The sequence below is a fragment of the Cypionkella sinensis genome (assembly GCF_042646385.1).
Taxonomy (GTDB): domain Bacteria; phylum Pseudomonadota; class Alphaproteobacteria; order Rhodobacterales; family Rhodobacteraceae; genus Cypionkella; species Cypionkella sinensis.
Map to the genome: position 1 here is coordinate 912,624 of NZ_JBHRTO010000002.1, position 21,202 is coordinate 933,825.

Genomic DNA, 21,202 nt, shown 5'->3' on the forward strand with positions numbered 1-21,202 from the left:
ATGTTTTCATTTATGGAAGAAACGCGCAAGCCAGAATCAGCAGGCTGGCACAAAGAAAAAGCCCCGGCACGTGCCGGGGCTTGGGTATTGGCAGCGCATGGGCAATTCAGGCGGTTGTCACCGACAACTCGTTCCCTGCCGCGCGCAGCAAAGCCAGCACGCGATCACGGTCCGGCGCATCGGGGTTTTCAAGGCGGCGCACGAAGGGGCAGGTCAGGGCAGCCAGCACGCTGCCATTCGGCCCCATGATCGGCACGGACAGGTTCCATACCGTCGGCGTTTGCTGGCTTTGCATCGCCTCATAGCCGTGCAAGGCCACATCGGCCAGTCGCTGCTCCAGATCAGTGGGCGCGACCTCATAGGGCATCTTCTCATGCTCTTCGAACATCAGTGCGCGTTCTTCGGGCGATGCGAAGGCCAGAATGACATGCCCAGAGCCCGAATTGACCAGCCCAATCTGCGCGCCTACACGGATTGTAACGCCCCAATATCCCGGCGCTTCAACCTGCGCGATCACCACCAGATCGCCGCGATCATAAATCACCAAATGGCAGGCTTGCTCGGCAGCGTTGGTAAAGCGGCGCATCACCGGCATCGCCTGCCCGACAAGACGGCGGATCGGCGGGCGCAGATGGGCCAGCAAGAACAGCTTCATCGTCAGCGCATAGGTATCGCCTTGCCGCGCAACATAACCACGCCGCGCAAGGCGGTCGAGCATCCGGTAAAGTTCAGTCGGAGACCGGTTCAGCGCTGTTGAGATGTCTTTCAGTGTCATGCCCTCTTCGCGGGCGGCCAAGAGTTCGATCATATCGAGCCCCTTGTCCAGCGCAGGGGCACGGTAGCGGCCGTCGTCTTCAGTCTCTGACATGGTTTCACCTGTGAAATTATCACATCAAGCTACGCATTGACGCAGCTGCGTCAACAGAGTTTACTGGCAGTATGATTTTTTACATATGGAAGATGGTCCGTTAGGGCGCGATCTGGGTCAGGGGGACATGATGGGCGAATTGCTGTTGTTTATAGGCACGCTGAACCGTGAGGCACCCTATTTTCAGGGCGCGCGCGGGGATGGATTGAATGTATTTGACTTTGACGAAGACGCGCTGACGTTTCGCAAGCGGGCAGTCTACCGCCAAGTGGAAAATCCGACCTATCTGTCGGTCAGCGCCGATGGGCGCCGTGTCTATGCCAATTCCGAAGTGGCAGATTGGCGGGAGGGATTGGTGACGGCGTTTACCTTCGACCCTGAGACGGGGACGCTGGCGTATCTGAACACCCAACCAAGCCGTGGCAGCATCACCGCGCATAACATGATCTCGCGCGATGGGCGGCGGTTGTTTGTGGCCAATTATACGGTGGGCGAGGGCGGGCCGGACCAGTCTTTGGTGGTGTTTGATATTGATTCGAAGGGCCTGTCGCCTGCGATGGCAAGCGTCGCGCATCAAGGCTCTGGCCCCGATGCGGCAAGGCAGGAGCGGGCGCATGCGCATAGCGTCACAGAGGTGGTGCAGGGCAGCATGGTGATTGTCGCCGATCTGGGCATGGATGCGCTGATCACCTACAGGATTGGTGCCGATGGGGTGCCGGTGCGTATCGCTTTGGCGCAGACGGCGCCGGGGGCCGGGCCAAGGCATGTGGCGTTGCATCCGGGGGGGCGGTTTGTGTTTGTGATGAACGAGCTGGACTCGACCGTGACGGCGCATGGGTTTGATGCGGTGACGGGACAGCTTTCGCCGATTGATCGCCAGCCTGCGGTGGCGGATGAGGCACGGGCGGGGAATCATTGTTCGGACATTCAGATTTCACCCGATGGGCGGTTTTTGTATGGCGGCAATCGCGGGCATGACAGTGTCGCGATCTTTGAGGTCAATCAGTACACGGGCCATCTGACCCCGCGCGGGTTTGTGCCCTGCGGTGGGGCGACACCCCGGCATTTGGCGATCACGCCTTCGGGGCGGCATCTGCTGGTGGCAAACCAGAATTCAGACCGGGTGAGCGTGCTGGCACGGGATGCGGACACAGGTGGCTTGCGGGACACCGGGGCCGCTTTGCAGATTGGCACGCCGATGTGCCTGAAATTCGCGGAGGTATAGGCGATGGCGGAGATTGGAGTGCATCCGCGCGGGCTGCCGGGGTTGCCGGACGACCATGCAAAAATTCCGGTTTGGAATGCCGAGAACTGGTTTTACGAGGATTTTGCGATTGGCGATAAAATCCGGTCGATCCGCCGCACGATTGCCGAGGGCGAGTCGATGCAGTTCAATTCGCTGGTGATGGACCATCATCCCTACGTCAGCGATGAGCGTTTTGCGGTGGAGGAAGGCGTGTTTGGCCGCCGCTTGGTGGCGGGGGCGTTTGTGTTTTCACTCGGGCTTGGGCTGGCGGCGACAAACTGCCTGAACTCATTCAGCTATGGCTATGACCGGCTGCGGTTCATTAAGCCGGTGTTCATCGGCGACACCATCTACACCATTCGCGAGAATCTGGCGAAAGAGGTGCATTCCGAAAAGATGGGCAAGCTGCGGGTCAGCTATTCGGTCTATAAGGGCGAGGGCGAGTTGGTGCTGTATGCCGAGCATCTGCTGACAGCGCTTTACCGCGATCCAGCGCCGTTTGCTGAAGCAGCAAGGGCGCGGATGGCCGAAAAGGCGGCGCGGGTTTAGGCTGGTCGCCGCGCGCTTTCCAGCGGTGGCACTGTCCTGAAGTGCCATTCCCAGCTGGGAATGACTTGTGTGGATAAACCCCTGCAACCACTATATGTTGTGGTTGAAGGGGCTAATCCTTGTCTTATTGATCGTTTACGCAGGTTTGGCGCTGGTCGCCCAGACCTTCGATGCCCAATTCCACCACATCGCCCGCCTTCAGATAACGCGGCGGTTTCATGCCCAGACCAACGCCCGGCGGCGTTCCCGTTGAAATCACGTCACCCGGATGCAGGGTGAAGAATTGCGACAGGTAAGACACCAGATACGGGATCTGATAGACCATCGTGTTGGTCGAGCCGTTCTGCATCTGCGCGCCGTTGACCTTCAGCCACATATGCAGATCGTTGGGATTGGCGACCTCATCGCGCGTCACCAGCCACGGGCCGATCGGGCCGAAATTGTCCGAAGACTTGCCCTTGGACCATTGGCCGGACCGTTCGGTCTGATAGGCGCGCTCTGACACATCGTTGCAGACGCAGAAGCCTGCGACGTGATCCATCGCATCGGCCTCGGCGATATACTTGCCGGGTTTGCCGATGACGAAGGCCAACTCCACCTCCCAATCGGTCTTTTCCGAACCGCGCGGGATGATGATGTCGTCATTCGGGCCGCAGACGGCAGAGGTGTATTTGGCGAAGATCACCGGCTCGGGCGGCACGGCCATGCCGGATTCGGCGGCGTGATCGGAATAGTTCAGGCCGATGCAGATGAATTTGCCGATCTGCCCGACGCAAGCACCGTAGCGCGGGTTGCCTTCGACCAAGGGCAGACTGGCGGGGTCGATGGATTCAAGGCGGTCGAGATTGGCCAGCACGTCGCCTGCAATGTCAGGCACATGCGCCGACAGATCACGGATATCGCCATCGGCGTCGATCAGGCCGGGTTTTTCAGCGCCACGGGCACCGTAACGGACGAGTTTCATAGGGATTTCCTTGTCTTAGATGGTCCAGCCGCCATCAAGCGCGATCAACTGGCCGGTGGTGTAGGCGGATTCGTCGGCCGCCAGATAGGCGACCATGGCGGCGATCTCCTTGGGCTTGCCGATGCGGCCCATCGGTTGACGCGCGATGAAGGCGGCCATGGCGGATTCGTAGTTGCCGGTGTCGCGCAGACGCTGGTGCAAAGAGGGGCTGTCGACGGTGCCGGGGCAGACCGCATTGCAGCGGATGCCTTGCTTGACGTAATCCTGCGCCACGGATTTGGTGATACCGCCAACTGCGGCCTTGGACGCCGAATAGATGAAGCGGTTTGGCGGCGCGGTCAGGGGCCCCGCAACGGATGCCATGTTGATGATCGACCCGCCGCCTTGCGCGACCATGCCGGGTAGAACCGCACGCAGCATCCGATACATCGCCTTGCAGTTCAGTGCGAAAGCGAAATCCCAATCGTCTTCGGTGGATTGCATGATGTCGCCTGCATGGACCACGCCTGCGCAGTTGAACAGGATGTCGATGCGGCCAGCCGCGGCCACTGTGGCGGTGATCGCCTCGGCATCCAGCACGTTCAGCACTTGCGTGGTGATGCCGGGGGTGCCGTTGAGTTCGTCGAGCGTTGCGGCGTTCACATCGGTCGCCAGCACTTCGGCGCCTTCTTCGGCCAAGCGCAGGGCGGTGGCCTTGCCGATGCCCTGTCCGGCGGCGGTGATCAGGGCGCGTTTGCCCAGCAGTCTTTGCATCTTGTGGTCCTTTATGCGGCACCCGGCAGGCAGGCCGGGCCGATGGGTTCGAAAGATTTGTAGGTGAGGATGAATTCGCGGTGGCCGAGTTCCTCGGATCTGGTCTGTTTGCCGGCGGCGACCGCGACGACCAGATCGCGGATTTCCTGGCCCACTTCGGGGATGGAACGGCGGCCTTCGATGATGTCGCCCGCGTTCACGTCCATATCCTCGGACAGTGCGCGGTAGGTGTCGGGGTTGGCGCAGATCTTGATCACGGGCGAGATGGCGCTGCCGACGACCGAGCCGCGCCCGGTCACAAACAGCGTCATATGCGCACCAGAGGCGATCATCTCGACGATTTCGGCATTGTCGGAAATGTTCGGAAAGCCAAAGCGGACATCGCCGTCGGGGACCACATCCATCAGGTAAAGCCCGCCTGTGGGGGGGATGTCGCCGGGTTTGATCAGGCCGGAAATCGGGCTGTCGCCGGATTTGACATAAGCGCCCAGCGATTTCTCCTCGATGGTGGACAGCCCGCCTGCGGCATTGCCCGCGGCGAAAGACCCGTAGCCGAGGGTGGCGTAATAGCGTTCGGCCTTCTGCACGCTTTCGCGCAGGATCTGGCCCAGTTCGGGGGTGATGGCGCGTTCGGCCATGATCTCTTCGCAGCCTATCAACTCGCCGGTTTCCTCAAAGATGCAGGCGGCGCCTTCGGCGACCAGCAGGTCAAACGCCTTGCCAGCGGCGGGGTTGCCGGAAATGCCGGAGGTTCCGTCCGAGCCGCCGCAGACGGTGCCGATGATCAACTCATCCACCCCCATCGGGGCGCGGGGGCCGGTGGCGATCTGGGTCAGGGTCTGGGCGATCCAATCCGCCCCGGCCTGCACGGTGGAGCGGGTGCCGCCAGCACGCTGGATCACCAGCGTTTTCACCGGGCGGCCCGAGGCGTCAACCGCATTGGCCGCGCGGACCTTGTCAAAGCTTTCGCAGCCCAGCGAGACGAACAGCACCGCGCCGACATTGGGATGGGTGCAGAGCTTTTCCATCATCTGTGCGGCATATTCGTTGGGGTAGCAGCCGGGAAAGCCGATCAGTTGCACATCGCCTTCGTGGGGGGTGTTGCGGAAACGGTGGACGATTTCTGACGCCACGAAATGCGCGCATTCGACCAGATAGGCGACAACCACGGTATTGCGGATGCCTTTGCGGCCATCGGCGCGGGCCCAGGCGTTGATCATAGCGATACTCCGGCAGAAACCCCGTCGGCATCTTGCAGCGAGATCGTCGCGGTATAGGCCGAGCGGATGTTGTGGATATGGACATGCGCGCCCGCAGCAATCGGGGCGGTGGCGATGCCGATGGGCATGCCGTATTTCAAGATCGTGTCGCCCTCGGCAATGGCGTGGCGGGCGATCTTGTGGGCCATCGGAATGGGGCGGGTCAGCGTGGTTGGGCCGGATTCGAGCGTGACCACCAGCCCCTCGGGCGCGTTGGCGCGGGCAACCAGCACGTTGTCTTTGTCGGACAGCAAGAGAAACGGGCCGAAATCGAAGCCGGTCATTTCTTGCACTCCACCATATAGATGTGATCGGCCACCAGAACGGTTTCGCCGGCTTGTTTGGTGACAGTCAGACGCTCGGTCACGCGGCCATAGCCGGGGCGTTTCTCCATCAATTCCTTGGCGATGATCTCTACTCGGCTGCGCAGGGTGTCGCCGATGAACACGGGCTTCACAAAGCGCATCCGGTCGTAGCCGTAGGAAAACGCCACCGGGTTGATGATGGTGGCGGTCAGGCCGACGCCGATGGTGAACACCATAGTACCGTGGGCGATGCGTTGGCCGAAGGGTAGGGTTTTGCAGAACTCGGCATCGAGGTGATGCGGAAAGAAGTCGCCGGAATGTCCGGCGTGGACGACAAAATCAGTTTCAGTGATGGTGCGGCCCGTGGTGTGGCGCGCCTCGCCGATCGTGTAATCTTCATAGTATTTGGTCTGTTCAAGCATTGGGATGCGTCCTGATCGGATGAAGCGGCGCCGCGGCACTTTCGTAAGCGGCCTCTACCAGCGCCATAGTGTGCCAAGCGTCTTCGGCGCTGCCTTGTAGCACTGCGTCCTCGCCGGTGGCAAAGCGCATGACTTGGGTGATGCGGCCCACAAAGGCGGCGATGAACCAGTTGCCGACCAGCGGGATTTGCCGCCAGTCGCCACCTGTGTTCAGCCACAACTCATCCGGTTCGCCCAAGGGGTAGTCGAGGTTGACGCCGACCTTGAGATAGGCCGCGCCCTTGGTGCCGCTGATGCGAAACTCGCAGGCCTGAAACTTGCGGCCAAAACTGTGGTTGTGGTTGATCGACAGATTGGCGCGGACCTGCGGGCCGTAATCGAGGATCATCGAGGTGCGGCTGTTCGAGATCGAGGAGGACGGATGCCCCATGGTGCGGGCGGCGATGCCTGCCGGATTGCCGAGAAGATCGCGGATCAGATCAAGGTAATGGATCGAGTGCAGCAGGATTTCCACGCGCGGCAAGTCAGCCAGAAACGCCCAGAGATGCCAAGGGGTGTTTACCGCCAGCAGCGCATCAAAGTCGATCACATCGCCCAGATCACCGCGCGCGATGGCGTCTTTCAGTGCCAGACACATCGGCGCGAACCGCAATTGAAAGTTCACCGCCGCGCGGATGTTGCGGGCGCGCAAGATGCGGATGATCTCATCCGCCTCGGCCAGATCGCTGCCCATCGGCTTTTGGATCAGGGCCACGCAGCCTTTGGGCAGGGCGCGCAACAGGCCGGGGATGGCGGCAGGTGGCACGGCAAGGTCATAGAGCGCTTTGGTGCCAAGGGCTGTGGCATCGGACAGGCTGGCAAAGGCGGTTGTGCCGTGCTTTTGCGCCAGCGCGCTGGCCTTGGCATGGTCGGGGTCGTAGATGCCAGCGACGGTGAAACCTGCCTGCGCATAGGCGGGCAGATGCGCGTCAGACACGATTGAGCCTGCGCCGAAAATCACGATGGGCAGGCTGGTTCTGGGCGGAGTGATGGTTTGGCGCAGATCAGTCATGGTGGAAGATTTCGGTCATATCCGCCCACCATTCGCCGGGCTTGCGGGTGTCGAGCGGGCGTTGCAGCGGCATGTTGACGGCCCACCATTCTTGCGTTGTGGGATCGGCGGCCATTTTCGCCATATCGGCGTCATAGTCGGTGCCTGTGTATTCAAAGTAGGAAAACAGCAGGTTTTCGGGTTCTTTCAGGAAGATCGAATAATTGCGGATGTTGCATTCGGTGATCTTGGCCAAAACCGCAGGCCAGACGGCGGCGTGCAGTTTGCGATATTCGGCTTTGCCTTCTTCGGAAAGACCAAGGACGGATCCATAGCGTTTCATAGCTTGCCCTCTTGCACGGTAAAGCGCGAGCCTGCGGCGGTGCGGGCGGCCAAAGCTGCGTGATCCCATGTGATGCCAAGGCCGGGCGTGGTGGGGGCAAGCGCGTGGCCGCCGTCACGCGCCATCGGGGCGGCGATGTCATCCAGTTGCGGGATGTATTCCAGCCACGGCGCGTTCGGCACGGCACAGACCAGCGAGACATGCAGTTCCATCAGGAAATGCGGGCAGATCATCAGGTTATGCGCTTCGGCCATATGAGCGACCTTCAGCCATGGGGTGATACCGCCGATGCGGGCGACATCGGCCTGCACGATGCCGCAAGCCTCGGCGGCAATGTAATCGGCGAACTGGCCGGGGGAATACATCGACTCGCCCACCGCAATCGGCACGCGGGAGAGGCGGTTCAGGCGGGCGTGGCCTGCGATGTCATCGGCGGGCAGGGGTTCTTCAAACCACGCGATGTTGAGGGATTCGAGCAGGTGCAGGCGGCGCGTGGCCTCGGGTTGCGTCAGGGATTGGTTGGCATCGGTCATGATTTCGTAATCATCGCCAAGCGCGCTGCGCACGGCAGTCAGGCGGGCGGCGTCGCCCGCGACGGTGGGCTTGCCGATCTTGATTTTCGAGCCTTTGAAGCCCGCCGCGCGCATCGCCAGTGCGTCATCGACCAAAGCGGCGGGTTCCAGATGCAGCCAGCCGCCTTCGGTCGAATACATCGGCACGCGGGTTTTGGCACCGCCTGCCAGCAGATGCAGCGGCAGGTTGGCGCGTTTGCCGCGCATGTCCCACAAAGCGGTGTCGATGGCTGCTTGCGCCAGTGCCATGATCGGGCCAACGGCCGTGGCATGGCTGGTGAACAGAAGGTCGCGCCAGATCTGTTCGATCATCTCCGCCTCGCGCCCCATCAGCGCGGGCAGCAGGGTGCGGTGCAGCAGCGACAGGATGGCCGGGCCGCCGTCGCCGATGGTGTAGGCATAGCCTATGCCGGTGGCGCCGTCGGCATCGGTCAGGGTGACGAAGATGGTTTCCTGCGATTTGAAGGACTGGATCGCGTCGGTGCGTTTGACCTTGGGGATCAGGTCAACCAGAAAAGCCTCGGCCAGAGTGATGCGTGCCATGATTATCCCCGCAGGCTGATGCCGGTATCGGCATCGAAGATGTGGCATTTATCAAGCGCTATGCCAAAGCGCATCGTCTCGCCGGGGGACACCGGGCGGGGGTTGAGCATTTTGGCCTGCACTTCGGTGCCTGCAAGTGTGGCATAGAGCAGGGTTTCGGTGCCCAGGGGTTCGGTCAGCGCGACGGGCATATCGACATAGGCCATATGCGGCGTGGGCGGCAGGGCGTGGCCTTCGGGCATGATGTTGTCAGCGCGAATGCCGAACTGAATGCGGCGACCATCTGCGACGGGCAGGCCGGGGGGCAGCGGGATTGCGGTGCCATCGGTCAGCACGACCTTGCCGCCTTGGACGGTGCCGTTCAGCAGGTTCATCGGAGGAGAGCCGATGAAGGTGGCGACGAAGGTGTTCACCGGGTTCTCGAACACCTCCAACGGGGTGCCGACTTGGATGATGTGGCCGTCGCGCATGATCACGATGCGATCGGCCAGGGTCATCGCCTCGATCTGGTCATGGGTGACATAGATCACGGTGGAGCCCACGCGCTGGTGCAGTTTCTTGATCTCGACCCGCATCTGGGTGCGCAGTTTGGCGTCGAGGTTTGACAGGGGTTCGTCGAACAGGAACACCTCGGGCTGGCGGACGATGGCGCGGCCCATGGCGACACGCTGACGCTGACCGCCCGAAAGCGCGCCGGGTTTGCGATCCAGCATCGGGGTGAGCGACAGGATATTGGCGGCCTCGTCCACCGCGCTGTTGATTTCGGGTTGCGATTTCTTGGCGATCTTCAGGCTGAATCCAAGGTTTTCGCGCACCGTCATATGCGGATAAAGCGCGTAGTTCTGGAACACCATCGCAAGATTACGCTCGCGCGGGGGCAGGTCGTTCACCACGCGGTCGCCGATCAGAATCTCACCATCCGTTATATCCTCGAGCCCTGCCACCATGCGCAGGGTGGTGGATTTGCCGCAGCCCGAGGGGCCAACCAGCACCACGAACTCGCCCTCGGCGATGTCAAGGTTGATGGCATGAACCACCCCCAAGGCGCCGTATTTCTTGACGACGTTTTTTAGTTGAACCTGAGCCATGATTTATCCTTTGACGCCGCCGAAGGTCAGCCCGGCGATAAGGTGTTTCTGCACGAGGAAGGTCAGCACCAGCGCTGGAATGATCATCAAGACCGCCAGCGCGCACATGCCCCCCCAATTGAGGGTGAATTGCGAGGTGAAGTCCAGCAGCCCCACTGGCATGGTTTTGGACGTGGTGGACCGGGTGAGTTGGCTGGCCAGCGCGTATTCGTTCCACGAGGTGAGGAAGGCAAAAATGCCTGCCGAGGCGATCCCCGACCGCGCCACCGGAAATTCGATCTTCCAGAAGGCTTGCCAGCGGGTGCAGCCGTCGATTTCGGCGGCCTCGGCCAGTTCTTTCGGCACTTGCCGGAAAAAGCCGTCGATCAGCCAGATGGTGAACGGCACGTTCATCGCGACATAGACAAGGATCAGGCCGAAATGCGTGTCGATCAACCCCGTGCGGCCAAAGATGATGAACAACGGCAGCGACAACGCCACGCCCGGCACGGCGCGGCTGGCCATCAGGGCCACGAACATCATGCCCTTTCCTTTGAAGCGGTAGCGGGCAAAGGCATAGCCGCCTGCCATCCCCACCAGCAGCGCGATCACGGTCGAAGTCAGCGAGACGATCAGCGAGTTGCGGAAATAGGTCATCACCGGGACACCGCCTTCGCCTGCCCCGCCGAACATGGCGCGGTAGTGATCAAGGCTCAGATCTTGCGGTATCCAGACCGGCGGCTTTGCCATGATCTCGATGGTGGGGCGGAAGCTGTTCAGCACCACCCACAGACCGGGCACACAGATCAGCGACATGGCCAGGAATAGGCCGATGAAATGCGCGACTTTCAGTACGCGCTTTTGGATGCGGTGTTGCGAGGCACTTGCCATGGCTTAGTCCCCCATGCCCAGCTCGCGCCGGGCCGATTGCAATTTCAGGAAGAAATAGACGGTGAAGCCAATCGACATCAGGATGGCGATGTAGCCCATGGCATTGGCATAACCCATGCGGGCATCGACGTAGCCGGTGCGCCCGATCAGCGTCCAAAGCAGTTCGGTCCGCCGCGCGGGGCCGCCGTTGGTCATCACCTGCACGATGTCATAGGCCCGCGCCACATCCAGACTGCGGATCGCCATGGCGATGTAGATGAACGGCATCAGGAACGGCAGGGTGACAAAGCGGAACGATTGCCAAGGCGTGCAGCCATCGACTTTTGCCGCCTCAAGTGGGTCTTGCGGGATGGCGAACAGACCCGCCAAGATCAGGATGGCGAAAACGGATGTGCTGGTCCAGACTTCGGCAAAGATGATGGCAAACATCGCAAGGTTGCCATCGACCAACCACGGGATCGCAACATCGGTCAACCCAAGCGATTGCAGGGCGTTGTTCACCAAGCCCACGTTATCGTTGAAGATGAATTTGAACTGAAAGCCCACGAGGATGGGCGAAAACATCATCGGAAACATCATGGCCGTGCGCAAAGCCCGCTGGCCGCGCGTCACCTTGGACACCATCAACGCAAGGCCAAGGCCCAACAGCATTTCAAGGTTCAGCGCGATGGTCAGCAGCAGAACCGTGCGGCCAAAGGCTTTCCAGAAATTCGCGTCGGTTGCGGCCTTGATGTAGTTGAAGCTGCCTGTCCATTTCCACAGCGTGTCGGGCCGGGTCAGGTGATATGGCGTGAAGCTGGAATACAGCGACAAGATCAGCGGAACCGCGACCACCGCCAGAATGATGATGAAGGCAGGCAGCAAAAGCACCAGCCACGGGGGCAGTTTGGCACGGGTCATGACGTCACTCGACTTGAAAGGTCTGGGCTGAGGCGCGGAGCTTCAGGGAAACAGGGGCGGCCACAGGCGGCCGCCCCGTCTTGACTGCGCGGCGATCAGTAGACGCCGTTTTCTTTCATCAGCCCGTCAACGGCATCGGACGCATCTTGCAGCGCCTGATCCACGGTCTTGTCGCCAAGGATGGCCGCTTGCAGTTCCGGGAAGATCAGATTGCCGGATTCGATCCAGTACGGGGTTGGCGGCACAGGGAACGCGGTTTTCGCGGTTTCCTGGAAGGCTTGCAGCACTTCAGTCTTGTAGGCATCGCCCTTGGCTTGCTCGATCACGTAATCCCAGACAGCGGTGCGCGACGGCAGCGGGCCTGCGGCGGATTCCAGCTTTTGGCTGTCCTCGTTGGTCAGGAAATCGACCAGCGAAGCCGCAGCCTCTTTGGTGGCGCAACCTTCGGTGACGGAAAAGCCGTGGAAGCCCGACCAGCCGGTGCGGACGCCTGCCGAGCCCTTGGGGGCAGGGGCGACGCCGACATTGCCTGCGACTTTCGAGGCTTTCGGATCGTTGAAGAAGCCCGACCATCCCGGCCAATCCAGGTTCAGCGCGACGGTGCCAGAGGCAAAGCCGTTGCCAAGGTCATCCCACAGATAGTTGGTGGTGCCGGGGGGAACCGCGCCTGCCTTGTAGAGGTCAACGAACCACTGCAGCGCCTCTTTGCCCGCAGCCGAATTGAACGCTGGCGACATGTCGTCGTTGAACATCTTGCCGCCATTGGCGACGACGAGTTCGTAGAAGCGGCCGTTGATCGCCTCATCCTTGCCCGCGTATTGGGTGCCGTAGAAGTTCGGGGGTGCCGCGAAGAATTCCGCCTGATCGCGGAATTGATCCCAGGTTTCCGGCACGGCCAGATCATAGCCGAATTTGGCCTTGAACGCCTCGGCCTTGGCCGGATCTGTGTAGAGCGATTTTTGATAATACAGCGCCGAGACATCGAACTGCGCCCGCGGCAGCATGGTGAGTTTGCCGTTGATCGTGGCTGCCGCGATATTGGCGGGCACAAAGCCTGCAACCGAATCTGCGGGCACCAAAGGCGTCAGATCGGTGAACAAGTCGGGGTATTGCGGCGCGAAGGATGAGTGGTTGGAGCCCACACACCAGCTTGTCGTGCCAGCCGCGATGTCGGCCTTGTATTCCTTGTCCAGCTCGAAGTGGTTCTTCTGGCTGATGATATTGACCTTGGCCCCGGTCGCCTTTTCCCAATCGGCGATGCGGGCATAAAGCGCCTCATACTGCTGACCGCCGATCAGTTTGGCCTCGATGGTCACGCCTGCAAATTCGCCGTCCGCCAGTGCGCCGGTCGCAAATCCCAAGCCTGCGCCAAGCGCCAGCACAGAGCTGGCAACGCGTCCTTTCATGTCGTCTCCTCCCGTTTTGCGATGCTCAAAAGCGGCGATCTTGAAGCCGAGGAATTTCATATCCAGAACATCTTTTCATAGTTAAACGTGACAAGCGGCTGCAAGTCAAGTATGACTCGGGCAGATTCCGGCGCGCTGACTGGATCTGTGGCTACTGGCGAGGGTAATCCTGTGATCTTTGACACCCATCTGCATCTGATCGACCGCAAGCGACTGTCCTATCCGTGGCTGGCCGATGTGCCGGATTTGAACCGGGATTGGAGCTATGCGGATTACGAGGCCACTGCGCGGCGCATCGGGATTACCGATGTGCTGCACATGGAGGTGGATGTGGCCGAGGCGGATATCGAGGCCGAAACCACCTTTGTCGCCGAACTAATGCAGCGGCCCTGCAGTCTGATCCGGGGGGCGATTGCGGCGGCGCGACCCGAGTCTGCGGGCTTTGCGGCATGGCTGGAGCGTGTGGATCGCCGGGTGGTGAAGGGCGTGCGCCGCGTGCTGCATGTGGTGCCGGATGCGGTATCGCAAACCGCGCTTTTCCGGCAGAATATCGCAGGTCTTGGCGCTGCTGGCTTGCCGTTTGACATTGTAATGCTAGCCCGGCAGCTACCTTTGGCAAGGGCGCTGGTGGATGCCTGCCCGGACACGGTTTTTGTGCTGGACCATTGCGGTGTGCCCGATATTGCTGGCGGTGGGTTTGATACATGGGCAGCGCAGATCACCGAACTGGCGCGGCGACCCAACCTTTACATGAAGCTGTCAGGCGTGACCGCTTACACTGGCGGAAACTGGACTTTGCAAACGCTGCGGCCTTGGGTTGATCACATTCTGCACCAATTCGGCCCGGATCGCATCGTCTGGGGGTCAGATAGCCCGGTTTGTACCTTGCATTCCAACCTTGGCGAATGGGTCGCCAGTAGCCATGCGCTGCTGGCGGCACTTTCTGAGGATGACCGTAACAGTCTGCTGCATGGAAATGCGCAAAGGATTTGGAAGACCGCAGCGCAGTGAGTTTGACCCTAAGAGATCTTTGTCACCAAGAGTCGATGTTGGGACCCATTGAAATGCTTGGGCATGCCGTCGCTGGGTGATGAAGGGTTCAGAAACGACTGCGGCCCTAGTGAGCGATCTTTCTGGCTAGATGATGTGCACATCAGCGTTTGAGGCCGTACTTGCCGTGGAGCTGACCTGCCCCCCGGAAGTTCCTTCGATGTGATGTAAAGTCTGCCCAACCTTAAGAAGGAGCAGACGACATGAGGAAAAGCCGTTTCTCCGAGGCGCAGATCATCGGGGATGATCAAGGAGCAGGATGCGGGACTGCCACCTCCCATCTCTGCCGGAAGCCAGGTCTGAGCCGGGCGACGTTTTGCAAGTTGAAGGCCAAGTATGACGGGATGGACCTGTCGGACGCCAAGCGTCTGAAGCAGCTTGAGGACGAGAACGCGAAGCTGAAGCGCCTGCTGGCCGATGCCTTGCTCGACAATGTAGTTCTGAAGGATCTCTTGGGAAAGTCCTGACGACGCCGATGGCGCGGCGGGAAGCCTTGCTTTTCTGGCCTATGGTTTGGGGTGCAGCTCGACGATGACCTTGCCCTTTGCCCGCCCGGTTTCAAGATAGGCGAACGCCTCGTTCGTCTGATCGAATGGAAAGATGCGATCCATCACCGGGCGGATGGCGCCCGCCTCGATGAGCGCGCCAAGCTGTGCCAGTTGCCCGCCATCGGCCCGCATGAACATGAAGTCATATCGCACGCCCTTCGCCTTTGCCTTTCGGCGGATGCTAAAGCTTAGGAGGCGCACGACCTGCTGCAAAAGCCAATTAAGCCCTTGCGCCTTGGCAAATTCAACAGTTGGCGGGCCAGAGATCGAGATCAGCCTGCCGCCAGGTTTAAGCACTGCCAACGATCGGGCCAGCGTATCGGCATCCTGACCGCAGACGACCACATCATAGTCGGAAAGCAGGGCATCGAAGCGCTGAGTGCGATAGTCGATCACAACGTCAGCCCCAAGCGCACGCACCATGTCGACATTGCCGCTACTGGCCGTGGTGGCCACCGTGGCCCCAAGATGCTTGGCCAACTGGATTGCGACACTGCCAAATCCACCCGAACCGGCGTGGATAAGCACCTTGGCACCCGATTGAACCCTGCCCAATTCCACCAAAGTTTGCCATGCGGTCAGCGCCACAAGCGGCAGTCCTGCGGCCTCGACCATTGTGAGGCTTTCGGGTTTACGGGCAAGGTCACCTTCATCCACCGCGATCAGTTCCGCCAAGGTGCCGATACGGCCATCCCTTGGCCGCGCAAACACGGCATCGCCGGGGGCAAAGTGGGTGACAGCGCTACCGACCGCCTCGACCGTGCCGGCCAGATCGTGGCCAAGGATCAGAGGCGGCTTGTAAGGCAGCAGCGGCTTGAACTCTCCGTCGCGGATCTTGCTGTCTAGCATGTTCAGTCCCGCAGCATGGACACGCACCAACACGTCGCGCGGGCCGAGGCTTGGGTCGGGCCGATCTGCGAGGCGCAGCTTTGCGCCCTTACCGTAGGCGTCAAGAATGAAGGCTTTCATCGGGATATCCTCAATCGGAAAGATCAGGCGCGATAGCGTGCAGCGGGTTGGGTATTTCCAAATTCAGGCAGCATGGCATGGCGCGCGGCCTGATAGGCATCCCATAGACGCGCATCGCCAAGCGCCGGAATCGTGATCGCTTCGCGTGCGTCAAAACCTGCGAGGGCCGCATCGACCATATCGCCCACCTCCATCATCGGTGGCAGGTCGGCATCTGCTGCGCCCGCACGTTGCCATATCTCGGTCCGGGTCGCGGCAGGCAGCACCGCCTGCACATAAACGCCCTTGGGCCCAAGCTCGAACGCCAATCCTTGCGAAAGGAAGGTCACGAAAGCCTTGGTCGCGCCATAGGCCGTCTGGCCGAACTCGGGCACCAGCCCCACAACTGAAGCGATGTTGATGATCGCGCCTGACCCTTCGCGGGCAAAGCGGGCTGCAGCTGCGTGTGCCAGAAGGGCTAGGCTAGTGGTATTCAACGCGATCAGCCGTGCAATGTCGCCGCTGTCCTGATCGGCATAGGCACCCTTCAGTGCCGCTCCGGCGTTATTCACAAGGATGCCGATGCTGGTGTCATCGCGCAGCCGAGCGGCAACTGTGGCGACATCTGCATTCTGCGTCAGATCGGCGGTCAAAATATCGATTGCCACCCGCGTCTCGGACCGCAGCCGGGCGGCCAACGCCTCCATCCGGGCGGTGTCACGCGCGACCAGAACCAGATCGTGACCGCGCTTGGCGAAGCGATCTGCATAAGTGGCACCGATGCCCGATGAGGCACCAGTAATCAGAGTTTTCGTTTGCATGGCATTGTTCTCCTGCAGGATCGCGATTATATTCATGATGATCATCATCATTGTGCACAAATATGATGATGATCATGAATAAGTCAAGTCCCCGGGCGAGAGGTGCAACGATGAAAGTTACGCGTGAGCAGATGGCCGAAAATCGCGACCGCATTCTTACGGAAGCGGCGCGGTTGTTTCGGGACAAGGGGTTCGAGGCAGTGTCGGTGGCCGAGGTTATGAAGGCCGCCGGTCTGACGCATGGCGGATTTTACGGCCACTTCGCATCAAAGGACGAGCTGATCGCCCAGACGGTGACCCACGCGCTTGCGGATGAACGGGATGCGGGCGGTTTCGATGCCTTCCTCGCGGCCTATTTGTCGCCCGTCCACCGGGATGCTCCGGCGTCGGGTTGCCCGACGGCCGCCTTTGCCTCTGACGCGCGCCGTCAGACGCCCGAGGCACGTGCCGCCATGGCGTCAGGGGTAACGGATCAGATCGCGCGGCTGGCTGAATCCTTGGAAAGCGAGGGCGTGGGTGATGCCCGAGGCGCTGCGATTGGCTGCTGGTCGGCGGCGGTCGGCGCGATGATCCTTGCGCGTGCGGTCGACGACCCTGCGCTGTCGGACGATATTCTGGCACAGACCAAGGCGTGGATTGCGGCCTCACTGAAGCGCTGAAACCCGCGACTCTGGCACCAAATGGGAAGATGTATATGCATCACGGATAATATGATGCATATACATCTAATGGATGATTCCTTCTTTCGCCGACAGGACACGACATGCCAACCGACAGTGATCGCCATCGCATCCTTTGCGCGGGCACCAATCTTAAAATAGCCGCTCGCGCGACGGGACGGCTTTATGATCGTGCGCTGGCGCCATTCGATATCAACACCATGCAATACGCGATCCTTGCCAATATCGCGCGGGCGGGCAGCATTCCGACGATGGCGTTGTCGGACAAGCTTTCGATCGAGCGCACGGCGCTCTACCGTGCGCTGGCAGTGCTGGAGCGGCGCGGCCTGATCCGCACAGAAGCCGGGAGGGGCCGAGAGCAGATCCTGTCCCTGACCGACGAAGGTGCCACCCTGCGTCTGCGGGCCAAGGCCGCATGGGAGGTAACGCAGTATGCCTTCGTGGATGCGTTCGGTGAGGACTGGCCGGCGTTTCTGGCGATGCTAGAGCGCGCGCGTGCCATCTCGGAAGGTCTGTCCGACACCGTGGAGGGCGCGCCATGAGAGACGCCTATCTAGAGGACATCAGCGTTGGTCAGATCTTCGGGTCCGGCAGAGTCCGGGTGAGCGCGGAGAACATTGTCCGCTTTGCACAGGACTTTGATCCGCAGCCCTTCCATCTTGACCCCGCTTTGGCAGAGCATACGCTGTTCGGTGATCTGGCGGCAAGCGGATGGCACACCGCCGCCCTGACGATGCGCCTTATGGTTGACGGAGAGTTCCTTCCCGCAGGCGGGATCATCGCCGCGGGCTTTGATGAACTGGCTTGGCCCGTTCCGGTGCGCGCAGGCGACGAGTTGCATGTTACGTCAGAAATCCTGGCTGTCCGCCGATCACAAAGCCGCACGATGCAGGGCGTGATCAAGGTGCGCAACCTTACCATCAACCAGAACGGCGAGGTGGTGCAGCGCGCTATCGGCAACCTGATCGTCAAGGCGCGGTCGGCTGAACCCTGACAAGTGCGGCTTACCGGATTTCCCAAACACCGACATCCCACACCGCAAAGGCCAACCCATGCTGTCCGACCGTCTCGCCCATACTCTCGCTGCACGTAACGTCTACTACGGCTGGCTCGTTGCGGCCATCACCTTTCTGACGATGCTCGCCACCGCCGGTGTCATGGGATCTGCCGGAGTGCTGATGGGCCCCTTGGAACAGGAATTCGGCTGGACGACCGAACAGATCTCAAGCGCCATAGCCGTCCGGTTGGTGTTCTACGGGATCTTTGCCCCCTTTGCTGCGGCCTTCATGAATTACTGGGGCGTGCGCAAAGTGACGCTTTTCGCGCTTGTGACGATACTTGCTGGCATTGCGGCCTCTTACTTCATGACCGAACTTTGGCATCTGGTGGCGCTGTGGGGCGTCATCATCGGCATGGGCACCGGCATGACGGCGCTGGTGCTGGGGGCGACGGTCGCCACCCGCTGGTTCGGTGCGCGGCGGGGGCTTGTCGTGGGCCTGATGACGGCCGCCAACGCGACGGGGTCATTGGTCTTCCTGCCGCTTCTGGCGAGCCTGTCGGAGACATTCGGCTGGCGCAGTGCCCTGACCGTGCTGATCTGCGTGCTCCTGGTCACGCTTTTCCTGATCCTTCTGTTCATGCGCGACCGGCCCGCGGATGTCGGCCTGCCGCGCTTTGGCGAAGATCAGATCGCGCCCACCCCGCCGCGCGCCGCCAATGTGGGCAAGCTGCTGTTGCAACCGCTCCAGATCCTGCGTGCCGCCGCAACCGAGCCGGTGTTCTGGATTCTGTTCGGAACATTTTTCATCTGCGGCTTCAGCACCAACGGGCTGATCCAGATGCACTGGATCTCGATCTGTGGCGACTTTGGCATCGCAGCCGTGACGGCAGCCAGCATCCTCGCGCTGATCGGCGTGTTCGACCTCGTCGGCACCATCGGGTCGGGTTGGCTGTCGGACCGCTATGACAACCGCCACCTGCTATTCGTCTTTTACAGCCTGCGCGGCCTGTCGCTGATCTATTTGCCGTTCAGCAGCTTCTCGATCTATGAGCTTTCCGTCTTTGCGATCTTTTACGGGCTGGATTGGGTTGCAACGGTGCCGCCAACCGTGAAACTTGCGGCCGAGAAGTTTGGCGCCGAACGCGCACCCATGGTGTTTGGCTGGGTGTTCATGGGCCACCAGATCGGGGCTGCCACGGCTGCCTACTTCGCGGGCGCGGTAAGGACGGGACTAGATACCTACATGCCAGCACTCGTCACCGCCGGCGTGTTGTGCATCATTGCCGCGCTGTCGGTTCTGGCGATCGGACCCGGGCGCAGAAAGTGGTCGGTCGCGACGACGCTGACCTGAGCCCGCCAGTTTCATAAGGCGGTGCGGCTGGTGAAAATGAAGGCAGACCGCGCCTGCCCGCAGGGTCACTTGTTCAGCATGCGCTGCCGTCGACGACGATCTCGCTGCCAATGTTCCATGAGGATTCGTCTGAGACGAGGTAGACGACCGCCTTGGCGACCTCGGCGGGGCTGCCGAAGCGGCACTATCATGCCTGTCATCTGGAATAGCCCCGTGGCATCTGGACATCAGTAATGCGTCGTTACATCATTGAATCTGTATATCAAATGCTGGGACCGAACGCTGCGAACTTGGCTCTAGCTTACTTTCACTTGTCGTAACGAGTTTATGATCTATGAAAAAAAGCTCCGTAAATCCACAAATCGCGCACTTCATCGAGAAAATTTTCGATCGCAATTTCTACACTCGACATAATCGTCTGGATCAGGGGGCAACACTTCATCACTTCCTGACAGAAGGAGACAAACAGGGTCTTGACCCCTCTCCATATTTTTCCACAGCGTTTTACAAAGCCCGCTACGTTGACTGGGACGACCAGGGGGCTCAGACAGCTTTTGGGGATTTTATAGAACGCACTTTGGCGGGCCATCTGCGCCAGCCGCATCCTTTGATTGATCCAGTCTTCTATCGGGAGCGCTATGCCGATCTGGCGCAGATTGGTGCAGCGGCGATTCTTCATTTCATATCGCATGGTGACTACGAAGTGCGATCACCTTCAGAGCAGTTCGATGCAGACTTTTATCAGCGCTGCTATCTGGCGCTGGATCAGCGCTACCCGAGTTCCGCGAACGTGCGGTGCGGCTGGCGATGGAACACCGCGATGAGTATCAAAGCGAAGCTGCGGCGCTGGTGGCGATTGCAGGCAAATTGGGTTGTTCGCCGGACAGCCTTCGCGTTTGGGTGCGTCAGGCCCAGCGTGATGGTGGCGAACGGCCAGGTCTGACCAGTGCCGATAAAGCTCGAATAAAAGAGCTTGAACGTGAGAACCGTGAACTGCGTCAGGCCAACGAGATACTGAAGAAGGCATCAGCGTATTTTGCGATGGCGGAGCTCGACCGCCCGTTTCGCAAGTGACTGCTTTCATGGAAGAACATAGGGGACAGTTCGGGGTCGAGCTGATGTGTAAAATTCTACAGATCGCCCCGTCGACCTATTATGACCGGCGTGCCATTGCGCGTGACCCCGATCTGGCCTCTGCTAGGGCCAAGTCCGACGCCGCCCTGAGCATCAAGATCGATGCGGCCTGGCAGGACAACCGCAAGCTCTATGGTGCACGGAAGATCTGGCATGTTCTGCGGCGTGAAGGTGAGGATGTCGCCCGCTGCACCGTGGAACGGTTGATGCGTGTTCTGGGCATCAAGGGCGTGCTTCGGGGCAAAAAGATCATCACGACCAACCCTGACACCTCGCTACCGTGCCCCGATGACAAGGTGAACCGGCTCTTCATGGCAGATCGGCCGAACAAGCTGTGGGTTTCAGATTTTACCTATGTGCAGACTTGGTCCGGGACGGTCTATGTGGCTTTCGTCATTGACGTGTTCGCGCGCCGTATTGTCGGTTGGCGTGCCTCGACTTCGATGAAGACCCAGTTCGTGCTCGATGCACTGGAGCAAGCGATCTGGCAAAGAAAGACGCCGGATAACAAGAGCTTGGTTCACCATTCGGACCGTGGATCGCAATACTTGT

General features: G+C 60.5%; 22 protein-coding genes, 3 pseudogenes and 1 other annotated feature. Of the genes and pseudogenes, 9 read left to right on the top strand and 16 right to left on the bottom strand.

The genetic code is table 11. The annotated features are described in order from the left end of the window. Positions 1-106: 106 nt before the first annotated feature. The gene (locus ACFOGH_RS19570; RefSeq protein WP_380074860.1) at positions 107-868 is read right to left on the bottom strand and encodes an IclR family transcriptional regulator; all 762 of its coding nucleotides are present in this window, start codon (positions 866-868) and stop codon (positions 107-109) included. A gap of 130 nt (positions 869-998) precedes the next feature. Between ACFOGH_RS19570 and ACFOGH_RS19575 the strand changes: the two genes are divergently transcribed. Then, the gene (locus ACFOGH_RS19575; protein ID WP_380074861.1) at positions 999-2,093 is read left to right on the top strand and encodes a lactonase family protein; all 1,095 of its coding nucleotides are present in this window, start codon (positions 999-1,001) and stop codon (positions 2,091-2,093) included. A 3-nt stretch (positions 2,094-2,096) separates the two neighbouring features. Next, positions 2,097-2,663, top strand: a complete 567-nt coding sequence (locus ACFOGH_RS19580) for a MaoC family dehydratase (protein ID WP_380074862.1) — start codon at positions 2,097-2,099, stop codon at positions 2,661-2,663. Positions 2,664-2,787: 124 nt separating this feature from the next. Here the strand turns inward: ACFOGH_RS19580 and ACFOGH_RS19585 are convergent, their stop codons facing one another. From ACFOGH_RS19585 to ACFOGH_RS19640, 12 genes are all read right to left on the bottom strand, one after another. After that, positions 2,788-3,627: a fumarylacetoacetate hydrolase family protein gene (locus tag ACFOGH_RS19585; protein ID WP_380074863.1), complete on the bottom strand. Its 840-nt coding sequence runs from the start codon at positions 3,625-3,627 to the stop codon at positions 2,788-2,790. Between the two features lie 15 nt (positions 3,628-3,642). Then, positions 3,643-4,380 (bottom strand): SDR family oxidoreductase, encoded by a 738-nt coding sequence (locus ACFOGH_RS19590; RefSeq protein ID WP_380074864.1) that lies wholly within the window; start codon positions 4,378-4,380, stop codon positions 3,643-3,645. Between the two features lie 11 nt (positions 4,381-4,391). Then, positions 4,392-5,600: a UxaA family hydrolase gene (locus ACFOGH_RS19595; RefSeq protein ID WP_380074865.1), complete on the bottom strand. Its 1,209-nt coding sequence runs from the start codon at positions 5,598-5,600 to the stop codon at positions 4,392-4,394. Beyond that, positions 5,597-5,923 carry a UxaA family hydrolase gene (locus tag ACFOGH_RS19600; RefSeq protein WP_380074866.1) on the bottom strand — a complete coding sequence of 109 codons (327 nt, stop codon included), beginning with the start codon at positions 5,921-5,923 and terminating at the stop codon, positions 5,597-5,599. Before ACFOGH_RS19600 ends, ACFOGH_RS19595 begins: the two co-directional genes overlap by 4 nt. After that, positions 5,920-6,366 carry a MaoC family dehydratase gene (locus ACFOGH_RS19605; RefSeq protein ID WP_380074867.1) on the bottom strand — a complete coding sequence of 149 codons (447 nt, stop codon included), beginning with the start codon at positions 6,364-6,366 and terminating at the stop codon, positions 5,920-5,922. Before ACFOGH_RS19605 ends, ACFOGH_RS19600 begins: the two co-directional genes overlap by 4 nt. Further along, on the bottom strand, positions 6,359-7,417 hold the full coding sequence (locus tag ACFOGH_RS19610) for a Gfo/Idh/MocA family protein (RefSeq protein ID WP_380074868.1): 1,059 nt from the start codon (positions 7,415-7,417) through the stop codon (positions 6,359-6,361). Before ACFOGH_RS19610 ends, ACFOGH_RS19605 begins: the two co-directional genes overlap by 8 nt. Further along, on the bottom strand, positions 7,410-7,739 hold the full coding sequence (locus ACFOGH_RS19615) for an L-rhamnose mutarotase (RefSeq protein ID WP_380074869.1): 330 nt from the start codon (positions 7,737-7,739) through the stop codon (positions 7,410-7,412). The genes ACFOGH_RS19610 and ACFOGH_RS19615 overlap by 8 nt, the downstream gene beginning before the upstream one ends. Next, positions 7,736-8,854 carry a mandelate racemase/muconate lactonizing enzyme family protein gene (locus tag ACFOGH_RS19620; RefSeq protein ID WP_380074870.1) on the bottom strand — a complete coding sequence of 373 codons (1,119 nt, stop codon included), beginning with the start codon at positions 8,852-8,854 and terminating at the stop codon, positions 7,736-7,738. The genes ACFOGH_RS19615 and ACFOGH_RS19620 overlap by 4 nt, the downstream gene beginning before the upstream one ends. A gap of 2 nt (positions 8,855-8,856) precedes the next feature. Next, positions 8,857-9,942, bottom strand: a complete 1,086-nt coding sequence (locus ACFOGH_RS19625; protein WP_380074871.1) for an ABC transporter ATP-binding protein — start codon at positions 9,940-9,942, stop codon at positions 8,857-8,859. Positions 9,943-9,945: 3 nt separating this feature from the next. Next, positions 9,946-10,812, bottom strand: coding sequence for a carbohydrate ABC transporter permease (locus ACFOGH_RS19630; RefSeq protein WP_380074872.1), 867 nt, complete (start codon positions 10,810-10,812; stop codon positions 9,946-9,948). Positions 10,813-10,815: 3 nt separating this feature from the next. Continuing rightward, positions 10,816-11,712, bottom strand: coding sequence for a carbohydrate ABC transporter permease (locus ACFOGH_RS19635; RefSeq protein ID WP_380074873.1), 897 nt, complete (start codon positions 11,710-11,712; stop codon positions 10,816-10,818). A 95-nt stretch (positions 11,713-11,807) separates the two neighbouring features. Next, positions 11,808-13,118, bottom strand: a complete 1,311-nt coding sequence (locus ACFOGH_RS19640) for an ABC transporter substrate-binding protein (RefSeq protein WP_380074874.1) — start codon at positions 13,116-13,118, stop codon at positions 11,808-11,810. Positions 13,119-13,289: 171 nt separating this feature from the next. Between ACFOGH_RS19640 and ACFOGH_RS19645 the strand changes: the two genes are divergently transcribed. Both ACFOGH_RS19645 and ACFOGH_RS19650 read left to right on the top strand, forming a co-directional pair. Next, positions 13,290-14,129 (top strand): amidohydrolase family protein, encoded by an 840-nt coding sequence (locus tag ACFOGH_RS19645; protein WP_380074875.1) that lies wholly within the window; start codon positions 13,290-13,292, stop codon positions 14,127-14,129. Positions 14,130-14,371: 242 nt separating this feature from the next. Continuing rightward, positions 14,372-14,664: pseudogene (locus tag ACFOGH_RS19650) on the top strand (transposase); the annotation flags it as partial. Between the two features lie 10 nt (positions 14,665-14,674). Here the strand turns inward: ACFOGH_RS19650 and ACFOGH_RS19655 are convergent. Then, positions 14,675-15,685 (bottom strand): NADP-dependent oxidoreductase, encoded by a 1,011-nt coding sequence (locus tag ACFOGH_RS19655; protein WP_380074876.1) that lies wholly within the window; start codon positions 15,683-15,685, stop codon positions 14,675-14,677. Positions 15,686-15,708: 23 nt separating this feature from the next. Then, the gene (locus ACFOGH_RS19660; protein WP_380074877.1) at positions 15,709-16,485 is read right to left on the bottom strand and encodes an SDR family NAD(P)-dependent oxidoreductase; all 777 of its coding nucleotides are present in this window, start codon (positions 16,483-16,485) and stop codon (positions 15,709-15,711) included. A gap of 110 nt (positions 16,486-16,595) precedes the next feature. Between ACFOGH_RS19660 and ACFOGH_RS19665 the strand changes: the two genes are divergently transcribed. The 4 genes from ACFOGH_RS19665 to ACFOGH_RS19680 all read left to right on the top strand — a co-directional run bounded on the left by ACFOGH_RS19665 (position 16,596) and on the right by ACFOGH_RS19680 (position 19,516). Continuing rightward, positions 16,596-17,144 carry a TetR/AcrR family transcriptional regulator gene (locus ACFOGH_RS19665; protein ID WP_380074878.1) on the top strand — a complete coding sequence of 183 codons (549 nt, stop codon included), beginning with the start codon at positions 16,596-16,598 and terminating at the stop codon, positions 17,142-17,144. Positions 17,145-17,248: 104 nt separating this feature from the next. Continuing rightward, on the top strand, positions 17,249-17,707 hold the full coding sequence (locus tag ACFOGH_RS19670; RefSeq protein WP_380074879.1) for a MarR family winged helix-turn-helix transcriptional regulator: 459 nt from the start codon (positions 17,249-17,251) through the stop codon (positions 17,705-17,707). After that, entirely contained in the window at positions 17,704-18,159 is a 456-nt protein-coding gene (locus ACFOGH_RS19675; RefSeq protein ID WP_380074880.1) for a MaoC family dehydratase, read from the top strand. Before ACFOGH_RS19670 ends, ACFOGH_RS19675 begins: the two co-directional genes overlap by 4 nt. Before the next feature lie 58 nt (positions 18,160-18,217). Next, the gene (locus tag ACFOGH_RS19680; RefSeq protein WP_380074881.1) at positions 18,218-19,516 is read left to right on the top strand and encodes an MFS transporter; all 1,299 of its coding nucleotides are present in this window, start codon (positions 18,218-18,220) and stop codon (positions 19,514-19,516) included. Positions 19,517-19,589: 73 nt separating this feature from the next. On the opposite strand, the pseudogene ACFOGH_RS19685 reads toward ACFOGH_RS19680, so the two are convergent. Beyond that, positions 19,590-19,685: pseudogene (locus ACFOGH_RS19685) on the bottom strand (cyclopentanol dehydrogenase); the annotation flags it as partial. Between the two features lie 638 nt (positions 19,686-20,323). Here ACFOGH_RS19685 and ACFOGH_RS19690 point away from each other — a divergent pair. Then, positions 20,324-21,202 (top strand): annotated as a pseudogene (locus ACFOGH_RS19690) (IS3 family transposase); the annotation flags it as partial. Continuing rightward, positions 20,545-20,661: a sequence feature (AL1L pseudoknot), on the top strand. Its footprint overlaps the pseudogene before it by 117 nt.